The 20,295-nt window shown below is 35.3% G+C and carries 13 protein-coding genes; 8 read left to right on the forward strand and 5 right to left on the reverse strand.

Annotation, left to right across the window (positions count from 1 at the left end; translation table 11 throughout):
* The first annotated feature begins 26 nt into the window (after positions 1–26).
* Positions 27–4,424 carry a translocation/assembly module TamB domain-containing protein gene (locus tag FKR84_RS03145; RefSeq protein ID WP_233357647.1) on the forward strand — a complete coding sequence of 1,466 codons (4,398 nt, stop codon included), beginning with the start codon at positions 27–29 and terminating at the stop codon, positions 4,422–4,424.
* Between the two features lie 126 nt (positions 4,425–4,550).
* Here the strand turns inward: FKR84_RS03145 and FKR84_RS03150 are convergent, their stop codons facing one another.
* The 4 genes from FKR84_RS03150 to FKR84_RS03165 form a co-directional block, all read right to left on the reverse strand.
* Positions 4,551–5,699, reverse strand: a complete 1,149-nt coding sequence (locus tag FKR84_RS03150; RefSeq protein ID WP_141420740.1) for a baeRF7 domain-containing protein — start codon at positions 5,697–5,699, stop codon at positions 4,551–4,553.
* A 121-nt stretch (positions 5,700–5,820) separates the two neighbouring features.
* The gene (locus tag FKR84_RS03155) at positions 5,821–7,548 is read right to left on the reverse strand and encodes a sodium:solute symporter family protein (RefSeq protein WP_141420741.1); all 1,728 of its coding nucleotides are present in this window, start codon (positions 7,546–7,548) and stop codon (positions 5,821–5,823) included.
* Positions 7,549–7,559: 11 nt separating this feature from the next.
* Positions 7,560–7,940: a Rid family detoxifying hydrolase gene (locus FKR84_RS03160; protein WP_141420742.1), complete on the reverse strand. Its 381-nt coding sequence runs from the start codon at positions 7,938–7,940 to the stop codon at positions 7,560–7,562.
* Between the two features lie 11 nt (positions 7,941–7,951).
* Positions 7,952–10,654, reverse strand: a complete 2,703-nt coding sequence (locus FKR84_RS03165) for a putative LPS assembly protein LptD (RefSeq protein ID WP_141420743.1) — start codon at positions 10,652–10,654, stop codon at positions 7,952–7,954.
* A gap of 131 nt (positions 10,655–10,785) precedes the next feature.
* On the opposite strand from FKR84_RS03165, the gene FKR84_RS03170 reads away from it, so the two are divergent.
* From FKR84_RS03170 to bshA, 7 genes are all read left to right on the forward strand, one after another.
* On the forward strand, positions 10,786–11,898 hold the full coding sequence (locus tag FKR84_RS03170) for an N-acetylmuramoyl-L-alanine amidase family protein (RefSeq protein WP_394348475.1): 1,113 nt from the start codon (positions 10,786–10,788) through the stop codon (positions 11,896–11,898).
* Between the two features lie 54 nt (positions 11,899–11,952).
* The gene (locus tag FKR84_RS03175; RefSeq protein WP_141420744.1) at positions 11,953–12,900 is read left to right on the forward strand and encodes an MlaD family protein; all 948 of its coding nucleotides are present in this window, start codon (positions 11,953–11,955) and stop codon (positions 12,898–12,900) included.
* 10 nt (positions 12,901–12,910) lie between these two features.
* On the forward strand, positions 12,911–14,257 hold the full coding sequence (locus FKR84_RS03180; protein ID WP_141420745.1) for a (Fe-S)-binding protein: 1,347 nt from the start codon (positions 12,911–12,913) through the stop codon (positions 14,255–14,257).
* 36 nt (positions 14,258–14,293) lie between these two features.
* Positions 14,294–15,085, forward strand: coding sequence for a (Fe-S)-binding protein (locus FKR84_RS03185; protein ID WP_141420746.1), 792 nt, complete (start codon positions 14,294–14,296; stop codon positions 15,083–15,085).
* 27 nt (positions 15,086–15,112) lie between these two features.
* On the forward strand, positions 15,113–15,595 hold the full coding sequence (locus FKR84_RS03190) for an ABC transporter ATPase (RefSeq protein ID WP_141420747.1): 483 nt from the start codon (positions 15,113–15,115) through the stop codon (positions 15,593–15,595).
* Between the two features lie 54 nt (positions 15,596–15,649).
* Positions 15,650–18,556 carry a glycoside hydrolase family 3 N-terminal domain-containing protein gene (locus FKR84_RS03195; RefSeq protein ID WP_141420748.1) on the forward strand — a complete coding sequence of 969 codons (2,907 nt, stop codon included), beginning with the start codon at positions 15,650–15,652 and terminating at the stop codon, positions 18,554–18,556.
* Positions 18,557–18,631: 75 nt separating this feature from the next.
* The gene (bshA, locus tag FKR84_RS03200) at positions 18,632–19,759 is read left to right on the forward strand and encodes an N-acetyl-alpha-D-glucosaminyl L-malate synthase BshA (RefSeq protein WP_141420749.1); all 1,128 of its coding nucleotides are present in this window, start codon (positions 18,632–18,634) and stop codon (positions 19,757–19,759) included.
* Here bshA and FKR84_RS03205 read toward each other — a convergent pair.
* Positions 19,756–20,250 (reverse strand): hypothetical protein, encoded by a 495-nt coding sequence (locus FKR84_RS03205; RefSeq protein ID WP_141420750.1) that lies wholly within the window; start codon positions 20,248–20,250, stop codon positions 19,756–19,758. The genes bshA and FKR84_RS03205 overlap by 4 nt on opposite strands.
* Between the last annotated feature and the right edge of the window lie 45 nt (positions 20,251–20,295).

A 20,295-nucleotide genomic window follows, 5' to 3' on the forward strand; every position in this document is an offset into this window, starting at 1 on the left:
TAATAGGGCGTATTTTAGTAGCAATTTTGCTGCTTTTTATTGTTTTGTTTTTGGTATTTTCTATCCCGGGTGTTCAAACTTCTGTAGCTAAGAAAATAGTTGGCAGTTTAAACCAAACTTATGGAACAGATATCCGTTTAAACAAAATTAGTTTGTCTTATGATGGTAATGTGGTTCTAGATGAAGTTTATATTGCAGACCACCATCAAGATACGCTCATAAGTGCGCAAGAATTAGAAACTTCTATTCTTAATCTTCCCGGCTTATTGTCTGGGCAGCGTTTAGATTTTGGCGATGTTACTGCACAAAAATTAAAGTTACGCTTGGTTCGTTATGAAGGAGAAGACAGCGATAATATTAGCATTTTTGCAGATAAATTTGACGATGGCAAACCCAATACCAATAATTTTAAGCTTAGTATAAGTCATATTATTGCTACCAATAGTGAGTTTAGCTACGAAGACAGATCTTTAGAAACGCCAGAGATTATAAGCCTTTCAGAATTAAACATTAATGCCAAAAACCTTTTGGTTGCTGGTAAAGATGTGTTTTTGGATGTTAACACGATGTGCGGAAAAGAAAAACGCGGCTTGGTTATAGATAATCTTTCTACCAATTTTGCTTACACTTCTACTAAGATGGAGTTACAAAACCTGCATTTAGAAACCCCGCAATCTACCCTTAACGGCTCGATTGTATTTTTATACGACAATCCGGAGCAGATGGGCGATTTTGAAAACAAGGTAAAAATAAAAGCCAATTTTGATAAAACCGAAATAGCCACCAGCGACTTACACGTTTTCTACGATGAATTAGGTTCTTCCGAAAGGATTGTTTTTTCTGGAGAAATGCAGGGAACATTAAACAATTTTTCTTTAGAAAACTTACAATTGCGCGGGATGGACAGAACGGTTATTGCCGGCAATCTACAATTTGACAATATCTTTACGGAAAATAAAAACAATTTTGCCGTAAGTGGTGATTTTACAGAATTAGCAACCAATTATTACGATTTAGCTAATTTACTGCCCAATATTCTTGGCAATAATCTACCGAAAGAATTGCGCCAATTGGGCAATATAAACCTACAAGGTTATTTAAAAGCAACGCCAACTACGGTTTCTACCAATTCTAAGGTAAATACACAATTGGGTAGTGCCAATTTACAAATAGATTTAGGAGATTTGCACGATCCTGATTTTGCTACCTATAAGGGTAAAGTGCGCATCAATAATTTTAATTTAGGAAAACTTTTAGGAAATAAAAATTTAGGGAAAGCAAGTTTCACTGCAAATGTAGATGGTAGTGGTTTAACCCAACAAACTTTAAATACCAGCTTAAATGGCACGATAAACAACTTTACTTTTAACGATTATACCTATAATAATATAGAGGTTTTAGGCGTGGTGAGACACTCTATTTTTAACGGAAAGTTAGTTAGTGACGATCCTAATTTAAAATTAGAATTTAATGGTTTGGCAGATGTAAGCACCCAAACCGGAATATATGATTTTAAAGCAGATGTAAATTATGCAGATTTGCACGCGCTCAATTTTGTGAAGCGCGACACTCTTTCTGTTTTTAAAGGTTTAGTAAGTATGAATATGCGTGGCGAAAACCTAAATGATGCCCGCGGACAAATTTTGTTGCAAGATGCTAGTTATAAAAACCAAGAAAATCTTTATGAGTTTGATCAACTGCGCATTACTTCTTCTTTTGATGAAGAAGTGCGCACCATACAAATAAACTCGCCAGATATTATAGATGGTGAAATTGTAGGGAAATTCAACATACGAGAAATACCTGCTATTTTTGAAAATGCTTTGGGCAGTCTTTACACTAATTACAGTCCAATTGCCATAGAAAGCGACCAATATTTAGATTTTAATTTTGATGTTTACAACAAAATAATAGAAGTCGTGCTGCCCGATATTACTTTGGCACCCAACACATTTATAAAAGGAAGAGTAGAATCTACCGATTCTGATTTTAAACTCACTTTTAAATCGCCTCAAATAAAAGCTTATGGTAATACTTTAGAAAATGTAAACTTGCAAGTAGATAACACCAATCCGCTATTTAATACTTTTATAGATATTGACAGCGTTTCTACCGGATTTTATAATTTCTCTAAAGTAAATTTGATTAACGTAACCTTAAACGACACGCTTTTTGTACGGTCTGAGTTGCAAGGCGGCAGCAACAATAACGATGAGTATAATCTTAGTTTTTACCATACTATTAACGAGGAAAATAAATCTGTTGTAGGTATACGTAAAAGCAATGTAAAATTTAAAGAAAGTACGTGGTTTTTAAACCCAAATAAAAAAGAAAGCACCCAAATTGTATTCGATAAAAACATAAATAATTTCCAGTTAGACACTTTGGTAATGCGTCATAAAAACGAGTTGATTAGGCTTAGTGGTGCAATGCGCGATTCTACTTCCAAAAATTTTAAATTAGACTTTACGGATGTAGACTTGGCTAAAATAACCCCCGATATAGAAAATTTAAAACTGTCTGGTACCGTTAATGGCGATTTGCATTTTCTTCAAGAAGAAGGTGTTTTTAAACCAACTTCTTCCTTAAAAATAAAAAATATAGGAATTAACACGATAGATTACGGTAATTTAAAATTAGAAATAGCTGCTAACGAAAATCTCACCAAATATAATATAGATGCGCTTTTAGGCCGGGATGAAAAAGATTTCCTTTCGGCTACCGGTAGTATTAACGTTGCAGAAGAAAACCCCAGTATAGATTTGGATGTAGAATTAGATAAATTTGCGCTTGCCGGCTTTAGTGCGTTGGGTACAGATGTGGTTTCTAACATCCGGGGTTTTGCATCAGGGCAAGCAAAAGTAAGCGGCAATTATACTAATCCGGATATTGAAGGAAGTTTGCGTTTAAGTCAAGCTGGAATTAAAATTCCGTACTTGGAAGTAGATTTAGATATGGAAGAAAATGCTTTGGTAAATTTAAAAGAGCAAAGATTTATTTTCGAAAATATTAAACTTACCGATACAAAATACAACACTAAAGGGATTTTAAATGGCAGTATTTCACATAATAACTTTTCTAAATGGCGCTTAGACTTAAACCTTTCCGCCCCCGAGCGTTTACTGGTTTTAGATACAGAGGCAGAAGAAAATTCGTTGTATTACGGTACTGCTTTTATTAGCGGAAACGCCACGCTTACCGGACCAACAGATGAGTTGGTAATAGATGTAAATGCAAAAACCCAAGACGGTACAATTTTTAAAATTCCGTTGAACGATACAGAAAGTATAGGCGATCATTCGTTTATTTACTTTATCACCCCAGAAGAGAAAGCAGCTTTGCAAGCCGGGGAAGAATTAAAAATTAAAGAAGTAAAAGGTCTAGAATTGTTTTTTGAACTAGACGTTACCAACGATGCGCAAGTAGAAATTGTGGTAGATCAAAACAGTGGAAGCTCCTTAAAGGGAAACGGCGCCGGAACTTTGCTTATAGAAATAAACACCAACGGCAAGTTTAATATGTGGGGAGATTTTGTGGTTTACGAAGGAGTATATAATTTTAAGTATGCGGGCTTGGTACAAAAAGAATTCGAAGTAGTTTCTGGCGGGAATATTACTTGGGATGGCAGCCCAACACGCGCAGATCTTAACGTAAGCGCCTTATATAGGACAGAAGCCAACCCGGCTATTTTGCTTGAAAATCCTACCGTAAACCGAAATATTCCGGTAGAAGTTTATATAGATTTAACCGGCCAACTAACTGCAACAGATTTAGAATTCGATTTAAAATATCCTACGCTTAGTTCTATGGTAAAATCTGAATTGGAATACCGGATTAGCGATAGGCAAAACACGGAAATACAAGCTTTATCTTTAATTACCCAAGGTAGTTTTTACAGTCAATATGCAACTGGTCAGAATGCTATAACCGGTAATCTTTTTGAGCGGGCATCTGGTTTGTTTAACGATATTTTTTCTGATGAAGATGCTAAGTTTGAAGTCGGGATAAATTATACCCAAGGTGGCCGCACGCCAGATCAAGATACCGCAGACCGTTTTGGGGTTACTTTATCTACACAAATCAGTAAACGTATTTTAATAAACGGTAAAGTAGGGGTGCCAATTGGCGGCGTAACAGAATCTGTTGTGGTGGGTGATGTAGAAGTAGAATTATTATTAAACGAAGAAGGTAATTTACGAGCAAAACTCTTTAATCGCGAGAACGAAATTCAGTATATAGGAGAAGAATTAGGTTATAAACAAGGCGTTGGTCTTTCTTACTCGGTAGATTTTGATACGTTTAAAGAGTTAATCCATAAAGTATTGAATAAAGACATAGAGTTAAACCAAATTCCTGAAGAAGTGAAAGAACAAGCTGATAAAGAAAGTTTAGCACCAGATTACATTAAATTTCCCGGCAATTAAAAAAGCTATCTTTCAAATAGAATCTGCATTTATCAAAATAGGAAATTGTTTTCCGATAAATTGATGCAAAATACTTTTTTGAAAGATAGCTTCACTACTTTAAATTGGTATTAAAGCAAAACAATATTAATAGCGGTAAATCGCGTTTAATTTAGCCTCTTGTTCCGGCATAAATTGCGCTTCTACCAAGAATAGCTTTCCGCCGGTTTCAATTGTTTTTTTGGCAGCCAAATTCATTAAAGAAACACTTTTAGCATCTTTTTCATTGTCTACAATTACTTCTCTGGTTTTTTCATTGTATTTACCCCAAAGCTCTGCACGATTTTCTAAAAATAAAGTGTCTATTTTACCTTCAAAAGCGGCGGGAATAATATCGTGAACAATAGAAGATTTCTTCTCTGGCGTGGTTTCTTTAAAATCGTTTATTTTTTCTTGTTCGTTTTTCCCTATAAAACCTTCGAGTAAATCTACTGCTTTCTCGTGCAAATCTAGCGCGCTACCATCATTCGGATTTCCAGGTACGGGTTTGTCAAAAAGTTCTTTATACGTATTTGCTTCTTCGTAAATAGGAAACAAATAATCTTGACATGCTACTACTAAAGGATCTTTTTTGTTATTGAAGAAAGATTGCAAACCTTTATTTACTGCTCTAAAGAACAATAAAATTTCGTTTTTTTCGTCTCTTTCGCTACCGCCGTGACCGTGAAATTGGGTTTTAGCACCATCTTCGTTTTGGGTTCTAAATTGTAAGGCTTTTTCTTTATAATCATAACCAACACGTTCTTCTAAACGCGCCGGAGTCAAATCTTCAATATCTACCTCTGCAATTGTATATTTGGTTGCTTCATACAGTTTTACATCTTCAATTTGTAGCGAGAGAATATAAAACTTTTCATCGTCTGTATAAATTGGCAGCAATGGCTTTATATAAAACGATTGTCCAATATAATGATAAGCCGCAAAGTTTACCGGCACGCTATAGTATTCAAAAAAATCTTCGGCAACAAAAACCGCTAAACCGTCAGATTGGTTTCTCCAAAAGTTACTGTCTTGTAAAATGCCATTTACTTTTTGGTCTAACTTCTCTAAGTGAGCTTGGTCTATATCTTGGTTGTTTAATTCTTTTTTAACCGTATCCCATTCTGATTTTAAGTGTTTACGATTTTTTTCCTCTAAAACATCTTTTCCTGCACGAGCAGTAGGAATAAACATAGAAACACAAAACTTATCGGTATGTTCAATCAGCGTGTTAAATTCTTTTTCTTTGATTAGCATAGTACAAATTTTTTGGTTCATCTTTAAAGATAAGGCCTTTTCTATGCATTTTTACTAAAAATTATATAATTGTTGGTTAAAAAAAAGTAAAGTTATTTTTTACTTTACGGAAAGAACTCGGCTACACAATTTTATTCCAATACTTTATTAAATAAAGCGTACAAAGTATACAAATACTAAAAGCTATTCCGGCTAAAAAAAGATCGCCATAAATAAAATAACCGGTACCAAAAAGAATACTATAAATACCGATAACACCAAGAAAGAACGCCAATATTTTATACTTAAAATAAACAAAACGCTGGCTGTTATCAAATACTTTTTCTTCAAACTTCCGTAAAGTTTCTTTGTTGCTAGGCTTTGTCAATAAGCTAACCAAAACCCAAGCAATAGTGGTTATAATAACGCCGCAAACTAATTGCCAATGGCCTGCAAGCTCAAATAAAGGTTGATCTGCTTTATTATTTATAAAAAAGAGTAAAGCAACTAAGAAAGAAACCGCCATTGCCGCAATTTCGCTATACGGATTTATACGGTACCAAAACCAACGTAAGATAAACAGTAAGCCGGTCCCGGCCCCAATTTGTAGTAACAAATTAAATGCATCCCGCGCTTCTTCTAATACTAAGGAGAGTAAGCCGGCAAACACCATCATTACTAACGTAGAAAGTCTACCAACTAAAACTTTTTGTTTTTCGGTGGCGTTTTTGTTTACAAATCGGGCGTAAAAATCGTTTACAACATAACTGCTTCCCCAGTTTAAATGGGTAGAAATTGTACTCATAAAAGCAGCGATTAAAGAAGTAACTACTATGCCCAATAAACCTGCCGGTAAAAATGTTAACATAGCGGGGTAGGAGAGGTCGTCTTTTACAAAGCTGGCACCCAAATCAGGAAAAGCTTCTTGCAAACTGCCTAGTGTTGGAAACATAATTACAGAAGCCAAACCAATAAGAATCCACGGCCACGGACGTAAAGCATAATGCGCAACGTTAAAAAATAAAGTTGCCAAAACGGCATGTTTTTCGTTTTTGGCGGCCAACATTCGTTGCGCAATATAGCCACCACCGCCGGGTTCTGCCCCGGGATACCAAACACTCCACCATTGCACAGCAAGTGGAATAACCAATAAAGGTACATAAATTTCAGGTTGCGAAAAATCAGGGAAAAAATTTGTGTTTTGTGCGAGTTTAGGGTGATTTAATAAATTTTCTAATCCGCCAATTTCGGGTAGGTTTAAAATATAAATGCTTGCCCAAATACTACCAACCATTGCAATAATAAACTGTATAAAATCTGTTATTAGAACGCCTCGTAAACCGCCTAACATAGAATAAGTTACGGTAACCAAAGAAGCTATAATAAGCGTTTGCACTTCCGAAAAGCCAAACATTACATGCCCAATTTTTATGGCGGCCAAACAAACCGTTGCCATAATTACTATGTTAAAGAAAACACCTAAATAAACCGCCCGAAAACCTCTTAGTATGGCTGCGCTTCTTCCGCTATAGCGTAACTCGTAAAATTCTAAATCTGTAGTAATATTGCTTTTTCGCCAGAGTTTGGCATAAAAGAAAACGGTTAACATGCCGGTTAATAAAAAACTCCACCAGATCCAGTTTCCGTAAACGCCATCTTTTCTTACAATACCGGCAACCAAACCGGGCGTGTCTGCGGCAAAGGTTGTAGCCACCATAGAAACGCCCAATAACCACCAAGGCATATTTCTGCCAGAAAGGAAAAAACTAGCTGTGTTTTTACCACTTTTTTTAGAAACTAAAATTCCTACAAGCAAGCTTACAAGAAAAAAACCAATTATAAGAAGCCAGTCTATGGTAGCAAGAAGCATATAAGGTTATTTTAACGTACCGCTATCATACTAATTTCGACATTTACATATTTTGGTAAGTTTGCTACTTCTACCGTTTCGCGGGCTGGTGCATTTTCTTCCCGAAAACATTTACTGTATATTTTATTTATTATAGCAAAGTTTTTCATATTGCTAATAAAAATAGAAGATTTAACTACGTTTTCAAACGTCATGTCTGCTTCGTTTAAAATAGCAGACAAGTTTCGCATTACCAAAGCGGTTTCTTCTTCTAGGGAGCTGGTTTTTAACTCGTTAGTTTCAGGGTCTATGGCTATTTGTCCTGAAATATATAAGGTTTCTTTTACCAGCACCGCTTGGTTGTATGACCCAATAGGAGCCGGCGCTTTAGAGGTGTTAATTATACTTCTCATTTTATGTAATTTTATAAGTTTCTGTCGCGTTCTCGGTTTTTATCATATTTAATATCGCTCAACACATTCGCCTTAATTCCTATAAAGAAATACCAAGATTCTCGTATTCCAAAGGGAGTCCAGTTAAAAGACATTCGCCAACTTTCTAAATCTCTCGAAAAACGAAGTTGTGTGTAAGTAAAGCCTTTATTTTTAATATCATAACCAGACGAAGCTCCCACAGACCAACGCGGAGATAGTTCTACATCTCCAGAAAACATAAGCGAGTGTGAAGAAATCTCGTTTTGACGCGCTGTATTGTTGTACGTCATTGTGTAGGATAAGCGTAAATTCCACGGAATTTTATAGTGATATCGCTCGGTATCGTTGGTAACCGGCTCGTCATCTTCTTCTTTTTCATCATAGAAAGTACCGTCTAAATCCATTCCTTTTCCAAACAAATCGTCTGGTCTACCGCCGTTTCTAAAAGTTTCGTTTTCTAACTCGTCTGTGTTTTTTTCGCCACCTTCAAAATCTGTGCTAGAAAAAGAGTAACCAAAACTTACATTTGCCCGTGTTAATCGAAATAGACTACCACCGTTGTTAATATTCCACTCGTCTATAATTTGGTTGTTGTTATCTAACGCATATGGGTCTAAAGCTCCGTTAAAATTAACGTCTAATTTATTCTGAATAATAGGAAGGGTTCCTCTAAAACTAACGGGTTGGAAATGTATAGAGTCTGCTGCAAAATCATAAGAAGTATTAAATTGTAAGTTGCTAAGCAGCTTTACTTTACGTGGTTCTTCTTCAAGCGTGTCTTTAGTAGCTACTTTCGCTTCAAAATCGTTGGTTACCGAAAATCCTAAAGAACTGGAATAATTTTTATTTGGCGCTCCGTAAAGAGAACTTTCAAACCGCGAATATTCTCTAATTTCGTCTTCCAAACCGCCCGTTCCAGGAATTAAATAAGTATCGTAATAACGGTCAAAAGACGGATTAATATTATAACTTAAGTTGGGCTTAATAACGTGCCGAATGGCTTGTATTTTACTTCCTTTTTTAAAATTTACTTTTCCGTAAACCGTAGTACCAATATTAGCGTTAAAATCATAAGTTCTATAGGCATCAAAACCATTTATAGTATCTGTAATTACTTCTTGGTTTTGTTGGTCGTACGACTTTTCGTAGGTTTTAAAAACCCAATTTTCTCTAAAGTTGGTTCCGGTAGATACACTAAAGTAATTGAAAAGTTTAAAATTGGTGCTTATAGGTATGCTGTGTTGAATACCGGTTCTTGCGGTTTTAAACATTTCGGGTTTAAAAAATAAAGAATCTGAAGTTTTAAAACGGTTTTCTCCTTTAAAGTTGTACTGAAAATTTATATTTTGAATAATACCTTTTTTAGCTCCTGTTTTTGGTTCAAACGGGTAAATTCTACTCAGACTTGCCTGCACCGTTGGCAATGTCATATTTATCTCTTGGGTTTGTGTGTTTTGGTTGTGTGTAGCAGCGATATTAAGGTTTATTTCCGGTTCTCCGGGAAAGCGTTTAGAATAAGATACCGAAGAACTTAAATTGTTATTTAAAAAACTACCGGTATTGGTTTGGTTTATGGTTTCTTGGTAATAACGGCTACTTCCTAAGTTTACCGAAGCAGAAAACCTAGAATTCGGGTTGGCTTTAGCGTCTTGCGTATGCGACCATCTAATGTTATAGATAGAAGATTCGCTAAAATCCGGGAAACCGCGTTCACTATTTAATAAGCGTTCATATCTAAAACTCAAATTACCACGAAAATTATAGCGCAAAGCATAATTAGATTCTAAGCGCATAGCATAACTCCCGTTGGTGTAATAATCTCCCAAGGCAGCAAAATCAAAATACTCGCTTACCGCGAAATAATAGCCGCCATTCATTAAAAAATAACCGCGATTTCTATTATCGCCAAAAGAAGGAATTATAAATCCGGAAGCACGTTCATCTGTTAGCGGAAAATAACCAAAAGGCAAACCCAGCGGAGTAGGAACGTCTGCGATATACATATTTACCAAACCGGCAACAATTTTTTTATCGGGTACCATTTTTATTTTCCGGGCGTAAAAATAATAGTCGGGATTATCTATATCTTGCGCAGTGGTAAATTTGACATTGCGCATAAAAATAACCGAATCGTTTTCGCGCTTGGTTATCTGTCCTTTTACATTAAAATCGCCTTGTTTGGTTCTGGAGTTGTATACCAAAGCCTTTTCGGTTTTAAAATTAAAACGAATGCTGTCTGGTTCTACTTTATTATTTATTTGCTCAAAAACGGGTTTCTGCGTGTATTCTCCCAAAGAATCTTCAATACCAAAAGCATAGACTTCTTCTTTTTGGTTATCTAAAATAATTAAACCGGCGCTTATTTTTATATCGCCGTAATTTATTTTTGCTTCATTGTAAAGATAAACGCGTTCATTTTTTCGGTCAAACCGAATATAATCTTCTGCAGAGTAAATAACATCCGCGGTAAGCGAAGATTGTTGTTTTACCTTTACAGAATCGCTCTTTACCGTGTCTTGCTCTTTTAAATTTAGCGGGTTTAAAATAGAAGTAGAGTCGGCTTCTTTAAAGGCAGGTAGCTCTATTGCCGGAATTTTTGGTTTGCTAACTGTATCTATTTCTTGCGCAAAAACAGGCTTGCCAATAAAGAAAACCGAAAATAATAAAAGTATGTATTGTATATTTGTGCGCAACGCTTATAGTACTATTTTTGTAATGTTTGGCTTGCTTTTTGAAAAGTCAAAATTACATATATTTTTGAAAGCGGTATAGTCAAAATATATAAATTAAACAGATTGCCGTTAAAAATCTTGACAAGTTATTTATGATGAGAACAAAACAAGTAGCTTTTTTATTGTGCGCATTTGCTTTTTTAGTAATGGTCTTTCCGGTTAACGCACAGAGCAATTCTAACAACCAGAAATTTGTAGTTGTTTTAGATGCCGGCCACGGCGGTAAAGATCCCGGTAACCGTGGCAATGGATATAAAGAAAAAGACATTGCTTTGAGTATTGTTTTAAAAGTTGGAAAAGAACTGGAGAAACAAAACGATATAAAAGTACTCTATACCCGCAAAAAAGATGTTTTTGTTACCCTTGACGGAAGAGCAAAAATAGCTAATGATGCTAATGCAGATTTGTTTGTATCTGTACATTGTAATGCCCACAGCTCACAAGCTCACGGCACAGAAACTTTTGTTTTAGGTTTACACCGAAATGACGATAACCTAAAAATTGCCATGAAAGAGAACTCGGTTATTTATTTAGAAGAAGATTATGAAGTTACTTATGGTGGTTTTGACCCTAAATCTCCAGCTTCTTATATAGGTATGACGTTGATGCAAGAAGAATACTTAGACCAAAGTATTTTATTGGCAGACTTTGTACAAAAGCAATTTACCAACGCGTTACAGCGTTTAAATCGCGGTGTTAAACAAGCTGGTTTCTTAGTGCTGCGCAAAACTTATATGCCAAGTGTATTAATAGAGACAGGATTTTTAACCAATAACTCAGAAGGTAGATTTTTAAATTCCGGCAACGGCCAAGTAAAAATGGCAGAGGCTATTGTAGATGGCGTTATTAACTATAAAAACAATATTAATTTGCATGCCTTAGAGATGCAATCTACTCCAGAAAGTCCAATTGCTGGTACAAAAGAAACAGATATTTATAAAGACATTATATTTAGAGTGCAACTTGCTGCCGGTTCTACACCTTTAGAAACGTTACCGTATAACTTTAGAGGCTTGCATAATATAGACCGTAAAAAAGAAGGAAAGCTTTATAAATATTATTACGGTAAAACTTCCGATTATCTAGACATACAAGAGCTTCAGCGTAAAGCAGATAAAAAAGGTTATAAACAAAGTTATATAGTTGCGTTTAAAAACGGAAAAAAAATAAGCGTTAATGAGGCGTTAAAAACTAAAGCTAAATAAAGCTACTTTTCTATATTTAATGCTTAAATTTGTCACTATCTAAATCTTAATCACTTGAAAATAACCAAAGAAGTAAAAACAGCCTTATTAGTTATTATAGCCATAATTTTATTAATATTTGGCTACAGCTTTTTAAAAGGTAATAATTTGTTAGAAAACAACCGTACTTTTTATGCTGTTTATGAAGATGTAGAAGGGCTTGCCAAATCTTCTAAAGTAACCATTAATGGTTTGCAGGTAGGCAGCGTTACAGATATTAGATTTTTAAATAATAAAGGAGAGCTTTTGGTAACCCTAAACGTGCAAAATAAATTTGAATTTGATAAAAGCAGTACTGCTCAAATTTATGGTGGTAGTTTGATAGGAGGAAAATCTGTATCTATAATTCCAGAATATGGGGGAGAAAGAGCGCAAGATGGCGATACGCTAAATGCTACAATAGATGAAGGTTTATTAGAGTTGGTTAACGATAAATTAACCCCACTTCAAAACAAGGTAGAAAACGCCGTGGTAAGTGCAGATTCTGTAATTACCGGAGTTAACAAACTATTAGATCCCGATACCAGAAAAAATCTCCAAGTTGCCATTAAAGAATTTAGCGAAACTATGAAATCGTTAAAAGGAGCATCCCGGTCTATAGATGCACTTTTAGCAGATAACTCCTCTAAGTTAGATAGAACTTTTACAAATTTAGATGAAATGTCTGCCAATTTCAATAAATTTTCAGACACGCTCTCTACGATAGAAATAAATAAAATTTTAAATGATTTTGAAGAAGTTGCTTCAGATTTTAAAAAGGTAGCTGCCAAATTAGAAAACGGCGAGGGTACAGCCGGTAAGTTATTAAATGACGATACCGCTTACGAAAATCTTGAGCGAGCCACCAAACAAATGGAAGAGCTTTTACAAGATATTAAATTAAACCCAAAACGTTACGTACATTTCTCTGTATTTGGAAAAAATGCCGGAGAATATGAAAAACCAAAAGATTCTTTAAAATAATAGATTTAGCATGCAATTAATCGCTCAAATAATTTTTATCGCTGCCCTACTTTTTGGTATTGGCTTTTTTGCCCGAAATGTAAAACGCTTAATCCGAAATATAAAACTAGGAAAAGATGTAGACCGTACAGATAATCCTAAAGCTCGTTTTGGTAATATGGCCAGAGTAGCCTTGGGACAATCTAAAATGGTAAAACGACCAATAGCCGGTATAATGCACATTTTTGTATATGTTGGTTTTGTAATCATTAATATAGAAGTCTTAGAAATTATTATAGATGGTATTTTTGGTACCCACCGCATTTTTTCTTTTTTAGGTCCCGGTTATGACTTTTTAATCGGTTCTTTTGAAGTTTTGGCTTTTTTGGTATTATTGGGTGTTATAGTATTTTGGACCAGAAGAAATATTAGTAAGATAAAACGCTTTTGGGCTAATGAAATGAAGGGTTGGCCAAAAAATGACGCTAATTATATCTTATATTTTGAGATGGTTTTAATGGCCTTGTTTTTATTAATGAATGCTAGTGATTACCAACTACAACTACTAGGAGCAGAACATTATGCTGCTGCCAATGGTCAAATAATGGGCGCTTTTCCTGTTAGTCAGTTTTTACTTCCGCTTTTAGACGGGTTAAGTGTTTCCACTTTAATTATTGTAGAACGTGCTGCTTGGTGGTTGCATATTTTAGGAATTCTATTTTTCTTAAACTATCTATATTACTCCAAACATTTGCACATTTTATTGGCGTTTCCAAATACCTATTATGCAAAACTTAAGCCTAAAGGCGAAATGAATAATCTGGCTGCAGTGAAAAAGGAAGTAGATTTAATGATGGATCCTAACGCAGACCCATTTGCTGCACCGGAAGAAAATGGAGAAGAAGAAGAACCGGAAAAATTTGGTGCCAGCGATGTACAAGATTTAAACTGGGTACAACTTTTAAACGCCTATACTTGTACAGAATGTGGTAGATGTACATCAGAATGTCCTGCCAACATAACCGGTAAAAAATTATCGCCACGTAAAATAATGATGGATACTCGTGATAGAGTAGAAGAAATTGGCGAAAACATTAATAAAAATGGCGAATATAAAGAAGACGGCAAACAGCTGTTAGGAGATTATATTACGCAAGAAGAACTTTGGGCTTGTACAACTTGTAACGCCTGTGTAGAAGCCTGCCCAATTGGTATAGATCCGCTTTCTATTATTTTAGATATGAGACGTTATTTAATGATGGAGCAAAGTGCTGCACCAAACGAGCTCAATATTGCAATGACCAATATAGAAAACAATGGCGCTCCTTGGCCATACAACCAGATGGACCGTTTAAAATGGGCAGAAGAAAATAACTAGAAACAATAATTTTAGACAAAAAAGCATATATATATTATGGCAGAAGCAATAAAAGTACCAACAATGGCAGAATATATGGCAGAAGGTAAAAAGCCGGAAGTTTTATTTTGGGTTGGTTGCATGGGAAGCTTTGACGATAGAGCAAAAAAAGTTACCAAAGCTTTTGTAAAACTCTTATCTAAAGCCAAAGTAGATTTTGCAGTTTTAGGTACCGAAGAAAGTTGCACAGGAGATCCCGCAAAACGCTCCGGTAACGAATTTTTATTTCAAATGCAAGCCGCTACAAATATTGAAGTTCTCAACGGCTACGAAATAGAAAAAATAGTAACCGCTTGCCCACACTGTTTTAATACCATAAAAAACGAATATCCAGAATTGGGTGGAAGTTACGAAGTAATGCACCATACCCAATTTTTAAAATCCTTGATGGAAGAAGGCCGTTTAAAAGTACAAGGCGGTAAATTTAAAGGAAAACGCATTACTTTTCATGATCCTTGTTATTTAGGTCGTGCCAATAACGAATACGAAGCACCACGAGATTTACTTAGAAAATTAGAAGTAGAATTGGTAGAGATGAAACGGTGTAAAAGCAAGGGCATGTGTTGTGGCGCCGGCGGCGGACAAATGTTTAAAGAACCTGAAAAAGGAAATAAAGACGTTAATATAGCACGTACAGAACAAGCCATGGAAACCAAACCAGATGTGGTTGCAGCAGGTTGCCCTTTTTGTAATACCATGATGACAGATGGGGTAAAAGGAAAAAATCAAGAAGACAACATACAGGTAAAAGATGTTGCCGAAATGATAGCAGAAGCAGAAGACCTTTAATATTTAACTGTAGAAATTCCTATTATTATGCTCGTTCCTTTTAAGCAATTACCAGGTTCTTCAAGAATCTGGATTTATCAAGCCAATCGACCCTTTACGGAAGAAGAATTACAAGAAATAAGAACCAAAGTAGATAATTTTTTAACCACTTGGACAGCTCACGGCGCTAACCTTAAAGCTGGGGTAGATTATCAATACCGTAGGTTTATTGTTTTTGGTTTAGACCAAGAAGAAACCGGTGCCAGCGGTTGCTCTATTGATGCTTCGGTGCATTTTATACAAGATTTGGAAAAAGAATATAATGTAGATTTGCTTGATAAAATGAATGTTACCTACAAGCAAGGAGAATTTGTGGCTTACAAAGCACTAAAAGATTTTCGCAAAATGGTAAAAAACCGTTCGGTTTCGCCTAATACTATTGTTTTTAACAACTTAGTAAACACAAAGCAAGAATACGAACAAGATTGGGAAGTGCCATTAAAAGAAAGTTGGCATAGCAGGTTTTTATAATTTGTAAATCCAATTTTAAACGCTTTTCTTTTAATTTATTTAGGCGAATTTTTTATGAAAAAAAGTCTTCTTTTCTGTTTTTTACTCTGTTCCTCTTTGGTGTTTTCGCAAAAAAGTCCGCTGGAAAGCGCCAATAAAATTGCACAAAAAAAATGGGTAGATAGTGTTTATAGTGGTATGAGCTTAGACCAAAAAATTGGTCAGTTATTTATGGTCGATATTTTTTCGAGTAAACCAAAATCGGTCACAGACCATATAAAAACTCTTATAAAAAATTATCATATTGGTGGGGTTATTTTTTCTAAAGGCGGTCCACAAAGACAAGCAAAACTAAATAACGAATACCAGGAACTCTCAAAGATACCGTTGTTAGTTGGTATGGATGCAGAATGGGGTTTGTCTATGCGTTTAGATTCTACTTACGCATTTCCGTGGAATATGACACTTGGCGCCATAGAAGACTTAAAAACAGTTGAGCGCGTAGGAAAACAAATAGGTAAACATAACAAAAGATTGGGCGTGCATATCAATTTTGCGCCCGTGGTAGATATAAACGTAAATCCGGATAATCCTATAATTGGCAACCGTTCTTTTGGCGAAAACAAATACAATGTAACCCAAAAAGCCATTGCTTTTATGAAGGGCATGCATAGCGAAAATGTTTTATCTAGCGCTAAGCATTTCCCCGGACACGGCGATACAGATGTAGATTCTCATAAAGCCTTACCAGTTTTAAATTTTAGTAGAAAACGCCTGGATAGCATAGAATTATATCCGTATAAATTAATGATTAAAGCGGGAGTTTCCAGTATAATGGTTGGACATTTAAATGTACCGGTCTTAGATGATAGGAAAAATCATCCTTCTTCTATTTCCAAACCTATTATTACCAATTTACTGAAAGAAGATTATGGGTATAAGGGTTTAATTTTTACCGATGCCCTGAATATGCGAGGAATTTCGGACTATGATGAGCCGGGAAAAGTAGATTTGGAAGCTTTTAAAGCGGGTAACGACATCTTGCTTATTCCGGAAAGCGTGCCAAAAGGAGTGGCGCAAATTAAAAAAGCATACAAAAGTGGTGAAATAACAGAAAAGCGATTAAAACATTCCGTAAAGAAAATTTTAATGGCTAAATATAAAGTAGGTCTTAATGCGTACAAATCCGTAGACACTACCAATTTAATAAACGATTTAAACACCGCAAAAGACGATTTGATTTATGAAGAAGCCATTGAAAAAGCTATTACACTTATAAAAAATAATCGCGGAATTTTACCCATAAAAAAATTAAAAAATACCAAAGTAGCTTACGTAGCTTTAGGAGATAAAAAGGGGGACGATTTTTTAAATACCTTAAAAAAATATACAGCTGTAGATAAGGTAGAAAGTAATAATTTATCAGAACTTTTAATTAACCTTAAAGAATATGACCACGTAATAGTTGGATTTCATAAAGCAAACCAAAACCCTTGGCAAGATTATAAATTTTCTAACAAAGAATTACAATGGTTAGATAAAATTGCCGCTCAAAACCTAACTATTCTAAGCCTATTTGCAAGGCCTTATGCTTTGTTAGATGTAGATAGTTTTACCAATATAGATGCAATTTTGGTTGCTTATCAAAATAGCAAAATAGCGCAAGAAAAAGCTGCTCAAATTTTATTTGGTGCTTTAGGAGCCAAAGGTAAATTACCTGTTAGTATTGGCAATACTTTTCCGGTAGGCACACAGTATAAAACAAATTCTATTGGCCGATTATCTTACGGCACTCCAGAAAGTGTAGATATAGATTCTAGAAAATTGACGGTAATAGACTCTTTAGCAAAAATTGCGGTAGCTAATAAAATGACGCCGGGCTTACAACTGGTTATAGCACGAAAAGGTCGGGTGTTTTATCATAAAAATTTTGGCTACCATACCTACGCAGAAAAACAAAAGGTAAAAAATGACGATGTATACGATCTTGCTTCTCTAACCAAAATTTTAGCAACTCTGCCAAGAATTATGGAGCTGCAAGAGAAAGATATTATCAGTATGCATACTACTTTGCAAGAAATCTTACCGGAATTACGAGATACCAATAAAGCAAATATTACTTTAAAAGAAATGCTTAGTCATTATGCGCGTTTAAAACCTTGGATTCCTTTTTACATTGCTACTATAGACGAAGAAACAAATAAAGCTTCTACAAAATATTTTAAACGAAATAAATCGGGGAAATTCTCTGTTAAAGTTGCTGAGAATTTCTATATGCGCCAAGACTTACAAGACACGATATATAAAGCTATAGCAAACAGCGAACTTCGAGAAAAATTAGAATACAAATACTCAGATTTACCCTACTATTTTTTAAAGCGCTTTATAGAACGTGCCTATGCTTCTTCTTTAGACTATTTATCGCAAGAACATTTGTATAAAATTATTGGCGCAAACAGAACCGGTTATTTACCGTTAAATCGGATAGATAAAAATAACATTATTCCTACAGAAATAGACGATTACTGGCGCGAGCAAAAAATACAAGGTTATGTGCACGACCAAGGCGCAGCTATGCAAGGAAGTATTGGTGGTCACGCAGGTGTTTTTAGCAATGCTAATGATGTGACCAAAATCATGCAAATGTATTTGAACGGCGGCTACTATGGTGGGAGAAATTACTTTAAAAGAGAAACTATAAACGCCTTTAATACTTGTTATTACTGCGATGAAGACGTGCGTAGAGGAGTGGGTTTTGATAAACCGCAATTAGAAGAAGTAGGACCAACTTGTGGCTGCGTTTCTATGAATAGTTTTGGCCATACCGGTTTTACCGGAACTTATGCGTGGGCAGATCCGGATGAAGAAATTATATATGTTTTTCTTTCTAACAGAACCTTCCCAGATGCCACCAATAGAAAATTAATAACAGAAGACATCCGAACAAAAATACAAGCTGCAATTTATCAAGCTATAGAGTAACAAGCGTTAAAAGCGGTTAAATTATACCAAAGACTTAAGAGAAAGTTTACATTTAAGGCAATTAAGAAAAGTAATATGAAAATAGGAATTGTTTGTTATCCCACCTTTGGCGGAAGCGGAGTAGTAGCTACCGAATTAGGAATGGCGCTTTCGCAACGTGGGCACGAAATACATTTTATCACCTACAAACAGCCGGTTCGTTTAGAACACCTTTCCAATCATATACATTATCACCAAGTTAATGTACCAGAATACCCGTTATTTCATTACCAACCTTACGAGTTGGCGCTTTCTAGCAAGTTGGTAGATATGGTAAAATTGCACAATATAGAAGTTTTACACGTGCATTATGCCATTCCGCATGCTTATGCCGGTTATATGGCCAAACAAATGCTTAAAGAAGAAGGTATTAATATTCCTATGGTTACAACTTTGCACGGTACAGATATTACATTGGTTGGTAATCATCCTTTTTATAAACCGGCAGTTACTTTTAGCATCAATCAGAGTGATGTGGTAACCTCTGTTTCACAAAGCTTAAAAGACGACACTTTGCGTTATTTTAATATTAAAAACGAAATAAAAGTTGTACCAAATTTTATAGATACGTCCAAAAGACAAAATAACTTTGAAGACTGTCAACGCAGAATTATGGCAGCAGACGATGAGAAAATTATTGTTCACATTAGTAATTTCCGTAAAGTAAAACGCATAGACGATGTTATAAAAATTTTTGCGAAAATAAATAAACAAATAAAATCTAAACTTATAATGGTGGGAGAAGGTCCCGAAATTATGAATGCCAAAGATTTAGCTAGAGATTTAGGCGTACGCAATAAAATTATTTTTATGGGCGAAAGTAGCGAAGTAAATAAAATTTTATGTTTTTCAGATTTATTCTTGTTACCTTCTGAGAGCGAAAGTTTTGGTCTAGCTGCTTTAGAAGCTATGGTAAATGGTGTGCCAGTCATTTCTACCAATACTGGCGGTTTGCCGGAAGTTAACCAACAGGGTAATTCTGGCTTCTTGAGCGATGTTGGCGATGTAGAAGATATGGCAAAAAACGCTTTGCATATTTTAAAAGATGAAGAAACTTTAAGCACATTTAAAGATAATGCAAAAAAAATAGCATCGAAATTTGATATCGATGCTATTGTTCCGCTCTACGAAGATGTTTATGAGAGGGCTTTAGCTAAAGCTTAAAATTGGTAACGAACGCCAATGGCCAAATCTGGCGCAAAATCGTCTATTACATCATAATCGCTAAAACCAATTTCCGGTCTAAAATCTATCGATAAGATTAAAGGAATATCAAAGTTATATTCTATTCCTATATTACCGGCCACATATAAAAAGGCGCCATCATCGTGATGATGATCTTCGTAGTGATGGTTGTCGTCTACAATACCTAAACCACCGCCGGCACCTGCATACCAGTTAAAACCGCCATCAATATTCCATACCCAATGGTAAAGCGCTGTAGCTTTTACCAAATCAAAATGGTTATCATCTCGCCAACCTAAATCAAACTCCATCCGGTTATTATCACCAAAAGCGCGTTGGTAAGATACTTCTGCACCAACACCATTGGCACCACCTAAACGAAGCCCGAGCGCATTAGGGGCAATTTCTTGCGCTTGAGAAACTAAAATACCTGTGGCGAAGATTATCGCCGTCAATAAATACTTCTTCATTTTACTAAGTTTTTTAGCAAATATATTGCTTAAACTACCGCTGCA

This window comes from Haloflavibacter putidus, from assembly GCF_006546625.1.
Taxonomy (GTDB): domain Bacteria; phylum Bacteroidota; class Bacteroidia; order Flavobacteriales; family Flavobacteriaceae; genus Mesonia; species Mesonia putida.